Origin of the sequence: Chryseobacterium daecheongense, from assembly GCF_003729955.1 — a bacterium.
GTDB classification, from domain to species: domain Bacteria; phylum Bacteroidota; class Bacteroidia; order Flavobacteriales; family Weeksellaceae; genus Chryseobacterium; species Chryseobacterium daecheongense.
Window position 1 is genome coordinate 1500721 of sequence record NZ_RJTX01000001.1, and the last position, 20067, is coordinate 1520787.

General features: G+C 36.9%; 18 protein-coding genes. 1 reads left to right on the forward strand and 17 read right to left on the reverse strand.

Translation table 11 applies throughout. The features are described 5' to 3' along the window. Positions 1–41: 41 nt before the first annotated feature. The 16 genes from EGI05_RS07030 to EGI05_RS07105 form a co-directional block, all read right to left on the reverse strand. Positions 42–2897, reverse strand: a complete 2856-nt coding sequence (locus EGI05_RS07030; RefSeq protein WP_123262323.1) for a M16 family metallopeptidase — start codon at positions 2895–2897, stop codon at positions 42–44. Between the two features lie 155 nt (positions 2898–3052). Next, a complete protein-coding gene (locus EGI05_RS07035; protein ID WP_123262324.1) occupies positions 3053–3739 on the reverse strand; it encodes a hypothetical protein in 687 nt (228 codons plus the stop codon). Between the two features lie 52 nt (positions 3740–3791). Next, positions 3792–4721, reverse strand: a complete 930-nt coding sequence (locus tag EGI05_RS07040; protein ID WP_123262325.1) for a T9SS type A sorting domain-containing protein — start codon at positions 4719–4721, stop codon at positions 3792–3794. A 131-nt stretch (positions 4722–4852) separates the two neighbouring features. Further along, complete coding sequence (locus EGI05_RS07045) at positions 4853–6187, reverse strand: trigger factor (protein WP_123262326.1); 1335 nt, start codon at positions 6185–6187, stop codon at positions 4853–4855. Positions 6188–6336: 149 nt separating this feature from the next. Next, complete coding sequence (locus EGI05_RS07050; RefSeq protein WP_123262327.1) at positions 6337–6924, reverse strand: hypothetical protein; 588 nt, start codon at positions 6922–6924, stop codon at positions 6337–6339. Between the two features lie 49 nt (positions 6925–6973). After that, positions 6974–9358: a TonB-dependent receptor gene (locus EGI05_RS07055; protein ID WP_123262328.1), complete on the reverse strand. Its 2385-nt coding sequence runs from the start codon at positions 9356–9358 to the stop codon at positions 6974–6976. Positions 9359–9566: 208 nt separating this feature from the next. Then, positions 9567–9899: a hypothetical protein gene (locus tag EGI05_RS07060; protein ID WP_228428561.1), complete on the reverse strand. Its 333-nt coding sequence runs from the start codon at positions 9897–9899 to the stop codon at positions 9567–9569. 147 nt (positions 9900–10046) lie between these two features. Continuing rightward, positions 10047–11981 carry an ABC-F family ATP-binding cassette domain-containing protein gene (locus EGI05_RS07065; protein ID WP_123262330.1) on the reverse strand — a complete coding sequence of 645 codons (1935 nt, stop codon included), beginning with the start codon at positions 11979–11981 and terminating at the stop codon, positions 10047–10049. A gap of 147 nt (positions 11982–12128) precedes the next feature. Next, positions 12129–13046 carry a hypothetical protein gene (locus tag EGI05_RS07070; RefSeq protein ID WP_123262331.1) on the reverse strand — a complete coding sequence of 306 codons (918 nt, stop codon included), beginning with the start codon at positions 13044–13046 and terminating at the stop codon, positions 12129–12131. Between the two features lie 39 nt (positions 13047–13085). Next, on the reverse strand, positions 13086–13334 hold the full coding sequence (locus EGI05_RS07075) for a hypothetical protein (protein ID WP_123262332.1): 249 nt from the start codon (positions 13332–13334) through the stop codon (positions 13086–13088). A gap of 208 nt (positions 13335–13542) precedes the next feature. Then, positions 13543–14877, reverse strand: coding sequence for a T6SS phospholipase effector Tle1-like catalytic domain-containing protein (locus EGI05_RS07080; RefSeq protein ID WP_123262333.1), 1335 nt, complete (start codon positions 14875–14877; stop codon positions 13543–13545). 147 nt (positions 14878–15024) lie between these two features. Next, positions 15025–15702 carry a response regulator transcription factor gene (locus tag EGI05_RS07085; protein WP_123262334.1) on the reverse strand — a complete coding sequence of 226 codons (678 nt, stop codon included), beginning with the start codon at positions 15700–15702 and terminating at the stop codon, positions 15025–15027. After that, a complete protein-coding gene (locus EGI05_RS07090) occupies positions 15671–16384 on the reverse strand; it encodes a sensor histidine kinase (RefSeq protein ID WP_228428562.1) in 714 nt (237 codons plus the stop codon). The genes EGI05_RS07085 and EGI05_RS07090 overlap by 32 nt, the downstream gene beginning before the upstream one ends. Positions 16385–16449: 65 nt before the next feature. Continuing rightward, on the reverse strand, positions 16450–17067 hold the full coding sequence (locus tag EGI05_RS07095; protein ID WP_123262335.1) for a hypothetical protein: 618 nt from the start codon (positions 17065–17067) through the stop codon (positions 16450–16452). 5 nt (positions 17068–17072) lie between these two features. After that, on the reverse strand, positions 17073–17801 hold the full coding sequence (locus EGI05_RS07100; RefSeq protein WP_123262336.1) for a hypothetical protein: 729 nt from the start codon (positions 17799–17801) through the stop codon (positions 17073–17075). 82 nt (positions 17802–17883) lie between these two features. Further along, entirely contained in the window at positions 17884–18504 is a 621-nt protein-coding gene (locus tag EGI05_RS07105) for a DUF5715 family protein (protein ID WP_123262597.1), read from the reverse strand. Positions 18505–18721: 217 nt separating this feature from the next. Here EGI05_RS07105 and aqpZ point away from each other — a divergent pair, with 217 nt between their 5' ends. Further along, a complete protein-coding gene (gene aqpZ, locus EGI05_RS07110; protein ID WP_123262598.1) occupies positions 18722–19438 on the forward strand; it encodes an aquaporin Z in 717 nt (238 codons plus the stop codon). Between the two features lie 34 nt (positions 19439–19472). Here aqpZ and EGI05_RS07115 read toward each other — a convergent pair whose 3' ends face one another. After that, positions 19473–20018 (reverse strand): hypothetical protein, encoded by a 546-nt coding sequence (locus EGI05_RS07115; protein WP_123262337.1) that lies wholly within the window; start codon positions 20016–20018, stop codon positions 19473–19475. Positions 20019–20067 lie beyond the last annotated feature (49 nt).

A 20067-nucleotide genomic window follows, 5' to 3' on the forward strand; every position in this document is an offset into this window, starting at 1 on the left:
AAGCCGCAGATGGTCTGCGGCTTTTTTTGATGTAAATTTTATTAATGGGCTACCCCTGCTTTGATAACAGCTGGTTGTGCTTCTTCTTTTTTAGCATTTTCCCATCCGTCTTCCGGCATTAAAGTAGCCACAATTCTTCCTTTGGTAAGGTATTTTTTGGCTACATCCTGAAGATCTTTCACAGTAAGAGCCTTTACCTTTTCTTCATAATTCAGGATCTCATACTTATCGCTCCCATCCAACTGATTTTTAGCAATAGCATTCATCCAATACATATTATCTTTTAGGCTCGTTTTGTGGTCATTGTATTCTCCTTCTTTATACTTATCAAGATCTTTTTGTTCCGGACCGTTGGCGATCAACTTCTGAAGCTCTGCAATGGCACTTTTCGTTAACTTCTCGGCATTTTCAGGTCCGCAAGGGAAGTTGATGCTGAAATTGTATCCGCTATAAGGCACTTTAGACATTCCTCCTCTTGCTCCACCTCCATAGATTCCGCTTTCATCTTCTCTCAGTTTCTCAATCACTTTAATAGTCGCTACTTCTCCTAATGCTTCCAAAGCCAATGCTTCTTTTTCATTGTAAGGAGCTTCCCCCGTATAAGAGATTGTTACCATACTCTTAGGATCTTTTCCTTTCTTGTAAACTTTAGTATAATCTCCTGTAATCTGTCTGTAACCTGTATCCTTAAATGTAGAAGTTTTTCCGGTTGATGGAAGACTCGCGATATATTGAAGAACCTCATTCTTGAATTTAGCTTCATCAATATTTCCTACGAAATAGAAATGGAAGTTTCCTGCATTGGCAAATTTCTCCTTATAGATGTCATATGCCTTCTTATAATCTGTATTCGCCCACTCTTTTTCCAATGGCACAATCCCGATGAATCTAGGATTCTTTTGGTTCATGAACTTAGCATGCTCGCTTGAAAAATAGAACTGTGGATTTGACAATAGGTTATTTGTCATGGCAGACTGCTTTGTTTTATAAGCATTGAATGCTTCAGGACTGTAATTTAAACCTGTGAAGTATGCGTTTACAAGTTCCAATGCCGTTCCCAGGTCCTTTTGAGTTGTTCTTCCGGAGATGCCCTCTGTCAATCCACCGATAAATGGATTTACGCTCACCTGTTTTCCGGCAAGATAATTGGTAAGATCAGATTTTGAGAATCCATTTACTCCTGCATCTGCTAAAGCGGGGAAAGCAAACTGGGTTTTGTTATAATCTGCATCAGGAATGATGGAATTTCCTCCTAAGCTTCGTGCAGTAAAGACAATTTCATCGTCTTTATAATCCGTTTTCTTAAAAGTAACTTTCGCCCCGTTGCTCAACGTCCAGGTGGTAGTTCCTAATTTGGCATCCGTTTCCGTTTTTGCAATTTTTCCTTCAGATTTGAAAGGTTTTACTAAATTTTTAATGGTAGCTTTCTCTTCATATGGCTTAAGATCAGCCATTTTAACCCCTTCAAATGTATTCAGCACCATTGCTTCTGTAGGCATGGTTACATTATCCTTTTTAGGTCCTGTAATGATGACTACTCGGCTGTCATCTTTTACAAATTTTTTGATGACATCATTCGTTTGAGCTAATGTTACAGATGGCAAGAATTTCTTTGCATCCTCATATTCCCAGGCAATTCCAGGCATCGGCTCATGCTCCAAGAAATTTCTTACGTACTCATCCACCAACATATCACTTTCCGTTTTATCACGGTTATTATAAGATCTTTCGTAATTGGATAATATCTGTGATTTTGCCCTGTCTAATTCTGTCTGTGTAAATCCGAACTTCTTAGCTCTCTCTGTTTCCTCTAAAAGGACTTTCAGTGCATTCAGCTGATCTCCTTCTTTCGTCATGGCAAACCCCTGGAAAGCTTCTTTACTTCTCGCATAGGTTCCTCCATGATATACAGAACCGAAAGTGAACGGAGGATTATTAGAATTGATCAATTCTCTTAATCTGTTATTCAACATAGTGGTCGCAAGATTTTTAATAAGGCTTTCATTATATTGTTCAATAGTAACGTCCGGCTGATACGCATCGGAATCTTTCATTATGAACTGCACCATAGAGTTGGTAGCATCCGGATCAGTTTCAATTGCAACCAATGTTTCCTTATGATTAGGAAGATCAAATGATTTTCTTTCTCTTGGTTTTGCAGGGTTTTTATATTTACTGAAATTGTCTTTAATCTTCTTCTCAACTTCATCCACGTTGATATCTCCTACCACTACAATGGCCATCAGATCCGGTCTGTACCAATCCTGATGGAACTTTCTGATCACGTCAGGCTTGAAATTCTGCAGTACTTCCTTGGTTCCAATAGGCAATCTGTTTGCATATTGTGAGTTATAGAGCATCTTGGGAAGATATTTGTCCATCATTCTTTTATCCGCTCCTAACCCCAGTCTTAATTCTTCCAATACAACCCCTCTCTCTTTGTTGATCTGCTCATCAGAAAGCGTGGCATTGAAAGCCCAGTCTTCCATCACCTTCAAACCTGCATCCAGATTTCCGGGTTTATCTAGAGGAACAGGAAGCATATATACTGTTTCATCAAAACTAGTATAAGCATTGAGATGCTGCCCGAATTTCACCCCGATCGACTGTAAAAAGTCTACTAATTTATTATCCGGGAAGTTTTTGGTTCCATTGAAGTTCATGTGCTCCATGAAGTGCGCCAAACCTCTCTGATTTTCATCTTCAAGGATAGATCCGGCATTGATTGCCAGTCTAAAATCTACTTTTTTTTCAGGTAATGAGTTTTTTTTGATATAGTACTTCATTCCATTTGAAAGTGTACCCGTTCTTACAGAAGGATCCATTGGGATATTCTGCGCGAAACCATTTGCCGATACTAAAAAAATCACTGCAAATGAAGATAGAATTTTTCTCATGTAATTTGATTTTATTTCCAGAACTAAAAATATCAATTATTCACTATTCGTGGAAATGAAATCATTCACATTTTAGTTAAAATTGAGTTAAATTTATTCACAAACTAAAGAGCCGGGCAATTGCCCGGCTCTTTATATCGTTTAAAAGGTTTCTCTTATTTAAAATCTGCGTCTGTAACTCCGGTGTTCAAAACAATTTTACTTGTTTTGATCACTACTTTCTGTCCGTTTCCTTCTGCTTCAATTTCTGAAGGGAATTTGATTCCGTCTATAGTCATATAACTTTTAACAACAGCTTTTCCTTCTGGTGAGTCCGACTTATATAATAATCCTGTAGAAGCATCAAAGTAGAACTTCCCTTTATCTGAAGACAATACATTGTAATCTTTCCCATCCACTTTTTCCACAGTTACAGTTTTGAAACTTGCTGCGTCATAACCTAGAGCATCAATTACCTGGCTCTTTTTCAAATCGGCGATTTTATCAGCAGGAATATCCATTTTCTGACCCATCTGGTCAAAATATCCTTTTTCACCGTCAAAAACCTGAACCATCTTTTGTCCCATGACAGACTGTTCAGATTTGAATTTATTTCCCATCTTTTTAGTGGTCATGGCCACCTGCATCCCCTGTACTTCTACTGTATTATCAATAACAGTGGATTTTACTGCCTGTAATTTATCTTTTCCCCCTAAAGCTTTAAGATAATTATCAATCACCTCTTTAGGCGTTAATTTCGATTGTGCAGCTTCCGTCTTTACTGAAGCCGCTGTTGTTTTCTGAGCAGCTACTGAAGTAGTAAATAATACAGCGCAGAAAAATGGAAGAATGAACTTTTTCATATATTTAATTTAATCCGTAAATATATGAATATTGGTTGATATCATTCATATTTTATTCTTTGATGAATTTTGTAGAATGGGAATTTCCGTTTTTGTCAATCATTTGCAAAATATAACTTCCCTTGGACAAACCTGAAACGTTTAACTGTGATGTTTTTGAAGTATTTCTATGTGAAAAAACTTTTTGTCCTGCCATACTGAAAACATGGAACTCCACCATATCCTGCCCAGATTTTATGTATATAAATTCTTTCGCCGGATTTGGATAAACGGATAACTCTGCACCGATTTCCGCTGATCTTACTCCCAATGCATCTACCGAATTTATCTTTACAAAGGAGAAGTTCCCTTGTAATACACTTCCCGTACCCTGCCAACAAGCAGTAAAAAGTGTCCCATATCCTGAAGCACTTGTTGTTGCAGCATGAGTGGAAGTAGAATTCACATTACTTCCGGTATGGCGTATTTCTATCACAAGATTAGTCCCGTTATACAGCCAAGGTGTATCAAAAGTGATCACATATCCAAATGCATTGGGATCAGATCCGGAAGTAAGTGCACCTGTAGGAATCAGTAGGCTTCCGGTTCTCACTTTTGTCTGTGTGCCTACTACATTGGCTGCAAAATTGAGTTGTCTGTCTGCCGGATCTACTCCATTACTCAAAAAAACTTCATAACTGGGAAAAGTGGCATTTGAAGCGGGCCATGATGCAGTAGCACTACCCGGAAGCCTGAATTCAATAGAAGTAAGGTATTTTCCGGACAGGGTGGTAAGCTGGGAATCATCAATAATCATTTGATAAGTTCTTGCCGTGTTTGTATAGGGCCCTAAAAATGTTCCACTTGTATTCGTCTCCGGAACTACTTTTGAAGTCTGTGCCTTGAATGCAGTAACATTCAATGATAATAAAAGCCAAATAAACAGATAAACTTTAAGTGCAATTTTTTCCTGTGCTTTTGTAAATAATAGTTTTCTTTTCATAAGGGTAAATTTTTATGTATCAGAAAGATACAATAATATTTTATGGTAAGAAAATTCATGTTTTTCGGCATCATTATTATAAAAATAGCCCATCAAAATTTGATGGGCTACCAATTCTATCGAAAAGAATATTATTTTTTAAGCTCTTCTAAAAATTCGTCATGAGAAATTTTAGTTTCTTTTTTGCTCGCTTTTTCAAGAATTACATCCTTCAATTTAGTCATCGCAACTTCTGAAGAGATTTGTCTTACCTGCTCCTGATCTTTCAACATTTCAACAGCATATTTTTGGATCTCCTCATCACTTAAGTGGTGGATTCCGTAAATAGCCAACTGGTTTCTTACCAACTGCTCAGCTTGTCCTAAAACATCAGCATAATCTAAGTTGATTTCATTATCTGTCATCAATTTACCTTCAATGATCTGATATTTCAATTGGTTTTTCTCAGCTTCAAGGATTTCTTTCGCTTGTTCTTCAGACTGGATATTCTGGTTAGAGAAAAGTAACCACTTCACTAGGAAAGATTCCGGAAGTTTTACTTCTTCTTTTTCAGAAACCTGCTCTAATACTTTATTCACGAAGTGAACATCAGCATTTTGCTGGAAATACTCATCCAATTCTGATTTCACTTTTTCTTTAAGCTCTTCTTCAGACTTGATATTTCCTTCTCCATATACTTTATCGAAAAGCTCCTGGTTAAGTTCAGCAAGGTTTAAAGAATAGAAATCTTTTACTTTCACCTCCACTTCAGCGTGGTGTAAGTGCTCAACTTCTTCTTTGCTGAATCCTAATTCTTTAGCCAATTCTTCATCACCGGCAAGAGTTTCTTTAGATACTTTTACAGTTCCGTCCATTTTCAAAGATTTTACCAATTTGAAAGCTTCTTTGTTTTCAGCTGTAATGGTAACGTTCTTTGGATGGTGGTGGTGCTCTCCCTCAGCATCTTCTTCCACTACCTGAGAAATTTCTAAAGCGATGTAAGAATCTTTAGTGATTTTATCCTGAGGAACCTGCTCAGCGAAACGCTTCTGCATGTTTTCGATGCTTTTGCTGATCTCTTTTTCAGAAGCTTCCACTTTGTAGTGAGGTGCTTCATATTTAGCTAGGTCTATAGTGAATTCAGGCTCGTATCCTACTTCAAAAGCAACTGACAATTGATCAGCATTGTAATCAAATTCGTTTACAGGTTGAGGAACAGGCTGACCAACTAATCTTAATTTATTTTCGTTTACATAGTTGTTCAAAGCATCAGAAACCTGCTTGTTGATTTCTTCGAATGCAATTCCTGCTTCATATTGTTTTCTAACCATACTTAAAGGCACTTTCCCTTTTCTGAAACCAGGAACTTGCGCATTTTTAGCATAATTAATCAATTGCTTCTCTACTTTGTCTTTGTAGTCAGATTTTTCCAATGTCACTGTAAGCAATGCACTTACATCATCATGGTTTTGTGCGGTAACCTTCATTATTGATTAAAATTTTAGGTTGCAAAAATATGAAATTTTTATGAAAATCACTCATTTAAAGTGAACTTAAAAGCTAAATAATGTTAAATAAAAAACCACCGAAAATTTCAGTGGTTTTGATAACAAGATTAAAGATATTTAGGAATACTTTAGTTCGTAATAGTATAATTCGCCTGAGCATCCGTTTCCCCTCCGGTTTGAGTTCCAAAAATAATCCCGTTTCCGCTTACCTGAGAATCTTCAGTAACGCTTGCCGGCTCATGATATAGGGTAAGGATAAGTTGGCTGGTTGCTGATGCGTTTTTGATAGCCTGATTCACCACCCATTCTGTTTTCAACCCTACACGCTTTCCGTCTGCTCTGGTAGAGGAAGCATCATCGGTACGGGTTAACACAATATCCGAATTAGGAAAATTATAAATTAAAAAATGTTCATCTTTCGCGTCTTTAATTTCCTGGGTAGCATCTTCATTTCCATTTTTAAATTCTGCACTTACCTGGTAAGTCTTACCATTCTGCAACTGAATAGCCTGAGCTCCTCCTGCTCCCATGCTGTAATTATAAGTTGCCGTATTTCCTGTTGTCATATCTTTTACTTTCAAGATGATATTGGTAAGTTCCTCCTGCGGAATATCATCTTCTTCCGAAGATCCGTCTCTCTGACAAGAAACGACAGTAATTGCAATAAATAAAACAGCTAATAATTGGATAATATTTTTAGTATTGAATAATTTCATTGTTAAAAAATTTAAAAATTGTAATTTGTTTAATAATTTCTGAAAGTCTTTAGAATCTGTATCTAAAGTTCAAAATAAAGTTTCTTCCCGCTTCATCTGCGAAGAATCTCATACGGTTCAGATAATCCCTGTATGAAACATTGAAAAGGTTGTTCACAATAAGTCCTGCAGAAAGATTTTTACTGATATTGATTCCGGTCTGAATATTCCAAAGGGAATAACCGCTTGGCGGAGTACTGAAATCAACAGTTTTTTCTACTTCTTCCCCATTGATATAGATAGGAATAGTAGCATTATAAACCGGGAATCTCTCCTGTTTTAGGAAAGTTTGGTTTTCTAAGGTAAAATAGAAGTGATTCCAGTTTTCTTTATTGAATTGCAATGCATTGGAAAAATTCGGAGGCATCATAAGGATCAACGGAACGTTATGGGTATCGTCTTGTCCGTAAACATAACTTCCTTTTCCTACGTACGTAAGATGATCCGTAAGCTTCCAGTTGATATCCAAATCCACTCCATACATTTTGGCATCGATCTGCTGATAGGTCCATACAGGAAATACCCCTCTGATGGTATTCTGAACTCCTGTCGGAACTTCGTTGATGAAATTCTTAGTGATGAAAAAATACGGATTTACAGAAATATTTAGCCCTTTCAATACATTGAACTTGGTGTCAACGGTTAAGTTAAATTGATGCCCTTGTTCATTTTTAAGACTTAAATCACCGATTTCTATCACTGCTGCCGAATGATGCAGTCCGTCTGAAAACAATTCTGCAATATTTGGCGTTCGTCCAACTTTGGCGTAGTTAAATTTCACATCGAAATTAGTATTCGGATGGTATTCCAGCCCTGCATTGAATGAGAGATTTTCATAATTCAATTTAGGACGTGTCAACACTCTGTTTTCATTGGTTCTTACATAAAACTGGGAATATGAATCTGCATATAATTTTTCCCAATCGCTTTTATCATACCATTTCGTCACATCATAGCGGTTGAAATCATATCTCGCTCCGGCTTCCACATTGAAATCATGGGAAATTTTATATTTAAATACAGAATATATTCCCGCTGAATATTTATCATAATTCGGGATCAGACGTCTTGCTTTTGTTGCAGGGTCAGAATAGTTGTTCTGAAAACTGGCATCAATTCCCGTTTCCAAAGACCATTTTCCTCTTTCCAATAAATCATTGATATTGAACTGATGTGTCATCAATTCCAGGTCCAAGGAGGGGATCTCTGCCAAATCTCCTCTCCTGATATCATATTCCTGTCTGTGATTGTATTGATAACTGTAGGTCGCAGAAAGCTTACCTATATTTTCAAATCTTTTGAAGGCTGAAACTTTAGCGATATGATGCTCGATGACCTGTCTCGGATTATTGATATCATAGCTGAAGCTTCCTGTATATACCGGAATGTTCGAGGTGATGGCATTATAAAAATCTTCATTATTTCCGACGTGGGACCCTCTGTAAATTCCAATATTCTGGTTCGTCAGATAATAATCAAAGGAAATCCCTTTTTCATAGGAATTATTCTGAACGGTAAAATTAAAGGAGGAAAAATCCATTCCTGTATTCATCAGATTATAATCAGGAGTATGCTGATCTCCTAATTTTTTGATGCTTCCGCCGGATTTCACCGCCCATCCGTTTTTCCATATTTTGGCAACATCAACGTCTATTCCTAATCCCCTTCCGTTTGAGATTCCTGAAAGATTGACAGAACCTTTCAGCGTATCTTTTTTAGGAAAAATCTCAGGTTCCATCACGACAACTCCGCCAATGGCATCACTCCCATATTTCAAAGCTGAGGCGCCCTTGATCACATCGATATGCTGGAAATTATTGATATCCACATTCGGAGCATGTTCAACACCCCATTCCTGCTCGGCAAGCTTTACACCATTATTTAAGATGGAGATTCGGCTTCCGTATAATCCGTGAATGATGGGTTTTGAAATGTTATTTCCTGTTTTTAAAGCGGATACCCCTGAAATTTTCGATAATAAATCCCCCAGATTATCCGTGGAATTTCTCTCTATTTCAGATTTATCCAGTGTTTTAATAATCAACGAACCGTTGGTCTTGTGGCTTCCGTGTATAGTAACCGTTTCAATTTCCTCGCTATGATGCTCCAGAGTAATTGTGAGATGAAGATCCTGCTGAACTTCTATATTTTCAGTATAATCATTGCATGCAGAATGCTTTGCCACAAGGGTATAGGTTCCAGCAGGAACTTTATCGAATGAGAATTTCCCTTTTTTATCTGTTTTCGTGATAAAATCACCGATTTTCACTTCTGCATTTTCCAGCATGGTTTTATCATGGAAATCCTGGACAGTTCCCTGTACGGTAAATGTTTTCTGTGCACTTGTTAATGCCAATCCACTAAAGATCAGCAATAAGCTATATATCAATTTCATTTGTAAATAGATTGATTTTGTACTTAAAAAGTACATTTTTAAAATCATTAAAGTTTATGGATTGGATTTAGCATTCATACTAAAATGTACAAGGTGCTCATGTATATTTTTACATTATGCTTAATACTCTCAATTGCTTTTATTGCCTTTAATCCATTAGGAATTAAGCAAATAAAATCATTAAAAATCCAATAAGAAAATCTATGAATTATGAAATTGCGGGAGGCCCCCGAAGCTGAAAGGTAAATTTGGTTTGAGACCATATTTTTTCCTGAATGATAATGGTCTGCTTTACTTCATGCGTATAGGCATCAAAAGTAAAACTGAATTCTTCAGGAACCAATGTATGGCCGTTCGCTAAGAAATGGCAAGCCAAACAATCACCTGCTTTATCTTTAATGATATTTTTTGAAACTGTATTTTCAGTTTTTTTGAAGTTCCCACCTTTGAAGTAATCAAAAGAGTCATGATGGTGAAAGCTTTGAGAAAACAACGCAATGAAGTATATTCCAAACAAAAGTCTGGAGATAAAATTCTTCATCTGTCTGCTTTCTTTAAAAATCATCACTTCAAAAGTATGAAAATAATTTAAGTTTTGAATTAAAGTTATATTAAACTGTTTCAGATAATAGGTAGGAGCTATATTCAATTTGTTACAATTCCTCTACTATCTTATTTTGATATTGGATTAATCCAGCTGGGATCCCAAATATTCCCACTCCTGCAAAGCAACGTCTAAATCTTCTTTTGCTTTGTTATACTTCTCCAAGGTTTCATCAGAAGGATTTTCTTTTGCAAAAGAAGCTTCCAGCTCTTCAATCAAAGTTTCAAGCTCGGAAATTTTTTCTTCTACTTTTTTAATTTTATTCTGAATATTCTTCTGTTCTTTGCTTACAATAGTTGAGGATTGATTATTATTAGGAGCCGGCTTTTCTTCAACCTTTGCTTTCACCTCAACTTTCTCTTCTTCTCCGTGAAGTTTCGCTTTTTCCGCAGAAATTTCCCTGATGGTTTCTTTTTGTCTGTATTCCAGATATTCATCAATATTTCCAAGGAATTCTTTCATTTTTCCGTCACGGAATTCGAAGATTTTGTCACAAAGCCCTTGTAGGAATTCCCTGTCGTGCGAAATCACGATCAAAGTACCTTCAAATTTCTGTAAAGCAAGCTTGATGATTTCTTTTGACTGAATATCCAAGTGGTTCGTAGGTTCGTCCATAATCAATGTATTGAAAGGACGTAATAATAATTTACAAAGTGCCAGACGGTTTCTTTCTCCTCCGGAAAGTACTTTTGTTTTCTTGCTCACTGCTTCCCCCTGGAAAAGGAATGATCCTAATAAGTCTCTTACTCTCGGCCTGGTTTCTTCTGTGGCGGCATCTTCAGCTTCTTCTAAAACCGTTTTATTGGGTGTTAAAACTTCTTCCTGATTCTGGGCAAAATATCCGATATTCACATTATGTCCTAAATTCCATGTTCCGGAGTAGTCTTTAATATCTCCGGCAAGAATTTTAGCCAATGTTGTTTTTCCCTGTCCGTTTTGTCCTAGCAGTGCAATTCTGTCTCCTCTCTGAACGAAGAAATCCACATTGTCAAAAACCTTTTTATTTCCGTAAGATTTTCCCAGGTTTTCGGCTTCGAAGATCACTTTACCTGGTACAACAGACTGCACGAAACGAATATTGAATTTGGAAACGTCTTCATTATCCACTTCAATACGTTCAATTTTATCCAGTTTTTTAATAAGCGACTGCGCAAAAGATGCTTTGGTAGCACTTGCACGGAATTTATTAATGTTATCCTCCATTTGCTTGATCTCCGCATCCTGATTCTTTTTAGCCTGAATCAGCTTTTCACGGCGTTCTTCACGCATCACCAGATATTTGGAGTAGTTGGCTTTATAATCGTCAACTTTTTTATTATTGATATCGAAAGTCCTGTTGCAGACAGCCGTCATAAACTGCTTGTCGTGACTTACCAGTACAATGGCTCCGGGATAATCTTTCAGGAAGTTCTCCAACCAGATGATGGATTCCATATCCAGGTGGTTGGTAGGCTCATCCAGAAGCATAATATCATTTTTTTGAAGAAGTAATTTGGCCAATTCAATTCTCATTCTCCATCCTCCGGAAAATTCATCGGTGATTTTCTGGAAATCATCTGCTTTGAATCCTAACCCGAACAAAACCTTTTCCATATCCCCTTCCAGATTGTAGGCATCATGGTTCATGAGAAGATCATTCAGCTCGGTCATTCTGTTGATCAGGTCAGTATAGGAATCACTTTCGTAATCCGTTCTTGTCGCCAACTGATGGTTTACCTCTTCAAGTTCATTTTTCCATGCATTGATCTGTTCAAAAGCCTGCATGGTTTCATTCCAAACGGTTCTTCCTTTTACGAAATCCAGATCCTGCTTTAGGAAGCCGATGGTGATATTCCCTTCCGGAACAACGTTTCCTTCATAAAAGGTAATTTCACCGGAAAGCATTTTCAACAGGGTTGATTTTCCCGCTCCGTTTTTACCCACCAAACCAACTTTATCATCCTTTTTAATGGTGAAATTTACGTTTTGAAATAAATAATTTCCCGAATGATGTAGCCCTAAACCTTGAACCGAAAGCATGTAATGATATAATTAAGAATTAATACTGAATTTTCGGGTGCAAAAATACGGAAAAAGAAATGAACTGCGGAGAAATAAAATGAGCTGCCCTTTCGGGCAGCCCAAACTTAAGGATGATTGGATGTATGAATTAAAAAAAAGGATCCGTTAATAATAGCCGCTTTCAATACGTGAACGGTTTCTCTGCACTACTGAATTATAAATATCCCCCATTCCGGATAGTTTTTCTACCGCAGAAAGAACCAGGCTTTTATAGTCTGCAGATAATCCGACGTCTTCGATGGAGATAATTTCCGGAGTAACTCCTTTTGCCAATTTTGCCGGAGGAGTTCCGTCTTTTACTCTTTTTTCAAGTTCGGCTGCTTTTTTAGCATATTTATCGTCTAATACCAGATAAGCTTCAAAGGTTATTTTACCTGCTGCAAGGGAATCTACCAATGCGGCCTGTAACACTATGAATTTCTTATAAGTTTCCAGATCTGCCGCTACGCGGATTCTTGTTGCGTCCAAAGCTGCAGATAACTCCACATCTCTCGGGCTTTCCATTAGTCTGTAATAAATAGCTGTGGTGGTTACTGCTTCGCTTCCGAAAGTCTCATCATCCTGAATATTGATAGATGAAGCATAAAGGAAAGCAATAGTTCCCGGAGACAGTCTGTTCATGGAAAAGGCCATGCTTGCTGCTGACGATGAGGATGATTTTGCGGCTTCAGCAATAGAATTCACTACATCCGCATAGGCATCAATAGCTTCCGGACTTGTAGGAGCTTGCGGGTAAGCAGGATTGGTTGCTGCTTTTGCTGCTTTTAGTGCCATTGTTACGACCCCGGCAATTCTATCTAAGCTGAATTCGCTGGTATATTCTGTTTTGATATTAGATGTATAGGATATTTCTCTTGCATCGGTAAGTTTTGCGCTGGCCAGATGCTCATCAATTTGCTTATAAAATCTGGCTTTATTGGCCGATTCCTGAGATTCGATCATAGATTGAAGCTTATCAATCTGCTCTTTCGCTTTTACTGTTTTATCTGCTACTCTTTCTACAGATGCTGTTCTACATGCCATAATGTTAGTTTTTGGTTTGGTTTTTAGTTTTTATTCATTCTATCCGGTGGTAAGAGGAGGTGTTTTTTGCCCTGCTTTTACCATCACGAACATTTCATCAAGGTTGAGTCTTGCTTCGTTATAGGTTACCTGCTTAATGCCATGGTTTGAACCTATTGCGTGTTGCAGTTCATTTAAGGTAGTTGCCTGCAACATGGTGATCTTTGTACTTCCGTTTCCCGCCTGCTGTTCTTCTACACAGGTTTTGTGAAGTTTACTTGCTTTTGATATCCAAGCTGATACGGTCATGGTGATTGTTTTTTAAATCAAGGTCTATTGAACCTTATTATTAAGCCATTCAAAGTAACGGTGAAAAAAGCGCAAAAAGTAGCGTAAAAATGCTCAAATTTCACATTCCGTATTTCTACGTAATCTATTTCGAATAATAAAAGAGCTGCCCTTACAAAGGACAGCTCCGCCTAAACTTAAAACTGAAAAAAGTAACGAACTTTTGAAACTATTTTATCAGTATGGAACGGTTCCATATATCGTTATTGGGAATATTGGTTCCGTATGCGTAATCTATCACCGAACTTTCCTGTAGATAGGGAATTCCTTTTTGAAAGTGGGCAGGAATAATATCGGGTTCATGTGTCATTGAGATTCCGGGAACGTTAAGACTGTTGTTGATCAATTCCACATCGATTTCACTTTCATTTCGTTGAAGTAAAACCGCTTTATGCAGTCCGAAATTGGCTGAAATATGGGTATAATCTCCAAAATCCCCGTAGTTATATCCGGGTTTCATTTCAGGTGAAAGATCTTTTGCATATTTTTCCAGCTTTCCGAAGAATTCAATTAAAAACGGATGTTTTTTAGAATCAATCTCAAAATCAGAAGTGGTAAAATGGGTATTGAAAATCGGACTGATGGTATTGGTTTCCGCTATCATTAATTTTCCATACACCTTTGAAAGATCATGATATACCAAGTCTCTTGCTGCATAAACCTGTGAAAAAAAAGTACCTTCATCAATCTGATAGTCTGCTAAAAGCTCATTCCAGATATAATTTCCGGCCGCATCTTTTTTGGTATTTCTTACATGTTCCACATACATTTTCGCATCTGCCGTTTTTCTGTAATCTGCCGAAACATAAACCGATTGCGGACCGTCCAGATAACCGCCACCTACATCTGCATGAGCTCCCGGAATAAAGATCTCTTTCCATACAGATGTCCCGGTTTTAGTTTGGGTATCTTCCATTTGATATGAATTTTCAAAAAATCCTGTAAGCGGAAAAAAATATCGGCATTCGTTTGCCGCACAAAGGTGAAGAGCATTTTCAACACCAGGTAATATCCTTACTTTGTAATCATTGAAAGGAGTGGATTCTACTGTATCAAAAACTCCCAGGAATTTCACTTTTATATTTCCGGTGATTTTTGATTCCTTTTTCAATATTTCATAACAGAATGTTCTTGCCAGCATGGCTCCTCTACTGAACCCGTACACATATATATGGTATTCTTTAGTTTTTTCTTTTATTTTTTCATTAATAAACGTAAATGCTTTCTCTAATTTATCATCGGAAGAATACCCCTTATATCTTGCAGGATTTTTACAGGTTGCCATTGCAAAATCACTGTCTTCAGCTCCCGTCACGGTTCCTATTCCTTCAATATACACTTTCTGGTCTCCGACAAATAACCCGAAAAGACGGTAAATATTGGTTGTATTGCTATAATAACTGCCATTATTTTTTGAAGGTCGATGAGCCGAAGTTGCATTGATCCCATTATTTCCTGTTCCATCGAAAAAAATCCCAATGGATGTGATATGATTCGTTTCCATGATGAGTGCTTTTAGAATACCTCTAATGATGTTCGGCCGGCAAATCCATCGTATCAGCCGACTGAAATACTTTTCAAAATAACAAGGAAAAGGAAATTCATGCTAGAGTAAAAGGTACCAAATAAAAAATTCCGTATTTCTACGGAACTATATTTTTTCAAGGGAGTGAATGTTATTGATAATGGCATAGATCACAATACCGACTGTATTTTTAGCGCCTATTTTATCTACAATCCTTTGTCTGTGGCTTTCGACGGTTCTAGGGCTTATAAAAAGTTTTTCGGCGATCTCGTTATTGGTATATTCCTGGCAAATAAGCTTCACCACATCTTTTTCACGTTCGGAAAGCTCATCATCCATTTCAAAAAGCGTTTTTTTCTTGGTAGTGCTGTTCATATAAGAAAATAGCATCTGATGGTCTTCCGCAGTAAAGAAAACTCCGTTTTTAAAAACTGCGGTAATGGCATCAATGAATGTTTTTCTGTCTGAGTTTTTAGGTAAAAATGCAGAAACACCCAATTTCACCATATATCCGAGAATAGAGGTTTTATAGTGCGAGGAAAGGATAATGATTTTGAGGTCAGGATATTTTTCTTTAAGAATTTCCACCAGTTCAAAGCCATTCATCGGTTGCATCTGAACATCTACCAATGCTATATCGGGGAAATCTTCGGGTTGAAGCTGCTCCAGGCTTTCAATAAAGTGAGGGCCATTGTTGGAAGTGAATGATACTGATATATTTTTCTCATTGGACAATAACATTTTCACTCCCTCCAGGATCAGCTGTTCATCATCAATTAATGCTATTTTGATTTGGGGATTCATGGGTGTTTGGTATTTTTATGATTAAACGGCTTCCGTGACCGGCAATATTTTTCCATTTGTGGAGAGCATTCATGGATTTGATCCTCGATTCGATGTTTTTAATTCCCATTCCTTTTTTTACCACTTCATAATCAAAACCCTGCCCATTATCTGAAATTACTATGCCCATATTCTGTGCATTATCTTTAATATAAATCCAGATCCTCGTTGCTTCAGAATGCTTCAGAACATTGGTGGTAAATTCCTGAATAATCCTGTACAGCTGTACTTCTATAAAAATGCTTTTCTTCTGATATTTGGGACTTACACTTAAGGAGATATTGATCCTTTGGGAAAGATTGGCAATCAATTCTTCAATATATAAAACAAGTCCCACTGATTCCAGATTCACGGGATACAACGAATGGGAGATACTTCTGGCAGAATCTATCAGTGCAGACATTTGCCCGGAAATATTTTTTTTAATGAGCTCATCTCCCTGCGTATCGAGGTTATTCAGCCACAAGGAAACAATATTGAGTCTGTTCCCGATATCATCGTGAATCATCACAGCAATTCTTTTTCTTTCTTCTTCCTGCGCCTTAATGTTTTCCAACACCAAATTTTTCTGATGCTGGACTTCAGCTTCATGTTGAGCATTCTTTTCCTTAATAATCCTATTGATAAAAGTTTTGTAACCCAACAGAATAAAAAATACGATAATTGCTATGGTAACAATTAACAGGATAATAAAGTTGATATTTAAAGTTACTTCTTTAATCTTAACAATTTATAAATTAATGCTCCGTATACAACACTTGATAAAAGATTATTAATTCCCCAAATCAGACTTGCATTCTGTTGTGAAATTACCGCCAATTGATGCTGAACAATAAAAGTAAAAACTGATACTGAATAATAGAAGAAAATACATGCATCTACCAGCAAAAAACGATTCACTGCTTCACTCCCTTTAATTTCCTGGATAAGAACATATCCGGACAAACAAACGATTATAATATTAGAAATTACTTTCGCATAATCATTATCAATAGTGAATCCTGCATATTGTGCAGCTATCAGGAAAATACCTGCTATTGCAGATAAAGGAATGAGCCCGTATTTTGATAAACCCAGTTTCTTTGTATATAAAGAATTCAAAATAAAGAATTCGCCTGCAATATATACAGGATATAAAACAGGAATATTTTTCAACTCAAAAACAATAAATACCTTGTTAATCAGCTCAATAATGAAAAGAAAAATGATATAATATACATACCATTTTTCTTTTTTATCCAGATGTTTAAGCTTTATTATACCTAGTACAAAGCATAATAACAGAAGACTATTATTGAGATATAATATGATTTTAAAGCCTAACATTTATTTTACAGTTGACAGAATGGTGGGCATGGCTGTGACCAGTCATAGGTGTTTGAAATGGTTTCTATACTGCCATTATCCGTAAGATCATCGTAAAACGAAATGAATATAATAGTTGGAAGCATTCTCTGGTAAATTTCTGAATATTTCAGACCGAACGAGCATACAAAACTATTTAATCCCGGTTTTGGCGGGGTAAGATTATCGGCAGGAACATAAAACTTTTTAAAAATTCTTCCTCCTTCATATTCGCTGCATTCATAAAAGAACCAGTTTACTCCTTCATTTCTCCACAATTCTATGGCATCAACCGCTTTATCCTGCTCCATTAAGGGTTTGTTAGCTACAGGGAAAAACATATCCGAATCGTTATCTATTTTTCGTAAATCTTTGGAAAGAACCGCATTTTTTATAACAGTGTATTCTTGTGTTTCCACCAGCCTGAGGTCATTGCTTAATTCTGTAAGGACAGCATACGGATATTCATTAACATCTTTTCTATGTCCGGTTGTATCAAGAGCAGTCAGTATCATAACCAATTGATTTTCATACACCCCCATTTCCACACAAAAGTCTTTGTACAGATTTTTGCTCTTTAGCCAGTTGATGTCATCCAAAGAAAGATTAAAGATGTAATTGGTAGGAATCAGGCTTTGCAGTCTTGAAAAATTACTGCAACAGTTAGTCCATTCAGCGACAGCCAAGTCGTACTGTTCTCGGGTAAAATTATTCATGTCTTCAAGGTTAAATTTAGTTTCATAAAATTATATAAACTAAACTTCCTGTGCAAATATCTCACCCATAATTGAATATATGTTAATAATTCCTTACCGTAATATGGTAGCAGCTTTGTTGTTTTTCTTTAATGTAATAAATCCTGCCCGCATTGGCATAATATTTTAAAACCTTTTCCAGGGCAATTTCCATTTTAGGGTTGTATTTTAAAACATCATTGAAACGGACATAAGAGATATCGAAAGAATTTCCGTAATTGTGAGAACTAATCCCTAGTGAGGCGTTTGAATTTACTTTTCTCAGCCTGCACTGATCTTCCAGCGTTCTTGTGATAGAAGAAACCGTGAAGGTATGCCCTTTTGTTTCTTTGCTGAATCTGCTTCCTATTTTTTCCAGGGTAATCTTCGCTTTGGAAACCAGATAGGCCCTGCTGTAATCCAATTTCTGAACACGGTATCCCTTTGCTGTTTTCTTGACTTTATGAAATTTCCCGTTGTTGATATATTTTTGAATGGTTTTGGAGTCCCGGAGCAGTTTGATCCCAAAGCTTTTTGATGCGTCCAAGTGAGGCTTATAAAGAGGAGTGGGCTCTACTTTCAATACTTCCGTAAGGTCATAACATGGGAGTATTTTTTTGGCAGACTGAGAATAACAAAACGTAAACACAAAAGACATAAAAATCAAAAACAGCAATTTTCTCATTAAGAAACCTTTTAAATTGATAAACGAAAAATAAACATTTATGGTATATAATTCAACCCATAAAGCCTTATCAAAAAGCATTCCTATCCATAAATCTGGCTATCAGTTTATTAAATTCAAAATCATCATTCACCCTGATTTGAAATATATTATATTTTAACTTTTTATTTTGGAATTTAAATTTTAAATTTGGTTTACATTAAAAATAAACAATATGATTAAAAAACTATTTGCTGAATTTTTTGGCACGTTCTGGCTAGTATTCGGCGGTTGCGGCAGTGCCGTTTTTGCCGCTGGTGTTCCCGACATCGGAATAGGACTTCTCGGTGTTTCTTTAGCTTTCGGTCTTACCGTTCTTACTATGGCGTATGCTGTAGGACATATTTCAGGCGGACATTTCAATCCGGCTGTATCTTTCGGGCTTCTGGCTGGAGGAAGATTTTCTGCAAAAGACCTGATCCCATACGTTGTTGCTCAATGTATCGGAGCTATTGCAGCAGCAGGCGCTCTTTATATCATCCTTAACGGAGCCGGCGCTTTTTCGGCAGAAGGACCAGGTGCCTTCGCTACTAATTTCTATGATATGCCTGGCTATCATAACAGAAGCTATTCTATGGGAGCTGCTTTCCTGGCTGAATTTTTATTAACCGCATTTTTCCTTATCGTTATCATGGGAGCCACAGATAAATGGGCTAACGGGAAATTTGCTGGAATTGCTATTGGTTTAGCACTAACGTTGATCCATTTAATTTCAATCCCTATCACCAATACTTCCGTAAACCCTGCAAGATCTTTATCTCAGGCTGTTTTTGTGGGCGGTACCGCCATGTCACAGCTTTGGCTGTTCTGGGCAGCCCCTATTCTCGGTGGAATTGTAGGTGGATTGATCTATAAGTTTTTACTCCAAAGAGACTCTGTTGAGTCCGATGATTAAATAAATGAAAAAGCCTGTTGATCGACAGGCTTTTTTATTTTAATTTCTTGATATCAAAAGGATTTTTAAATATGAGTTCTTCATGTTTACCTTTGATCTCCATTTTACGCTGAATCAGGTTAAGTGCCATTTTCCGGATAAAAAGATCTTTATCTACCAGTTTCCAATAAGGATCCTGATGCACTTTTTGCGGAGGACGTATTACATAGAATTCCGTTTTCCAATTGTCCACATCGTGGTAAAATTCTATAATACCGCAATGTTCCGGGATAGCGGAATGTTCAATCATTCCCATAGGCAACAGGAAGCTGAATGCATTACAGATATAATCTCCACAGGAAATTTTATCGTGTTTTAAAAATTTTTCTCCCGTATTGGCATTGAGATAAGATTTCTTAAAATCATTCTTAAAGTCACTTTTTGAAAGCTTAATTTCGATTTCATGACTGAAGCCCTCAAAATCAATGATCAGGATATCCGCTTCCCAATCCGCCTGGAAATGATTCGTCAATACGATTTCCTTTTCAAAATCGCAATGAGCATGGATATAGGCGTGAACAAGTTCTTCGATCTTCAACATGGTTGATAGTTGATAATTGATAGTTGATAGTTGATAGTTGATAGTTGCA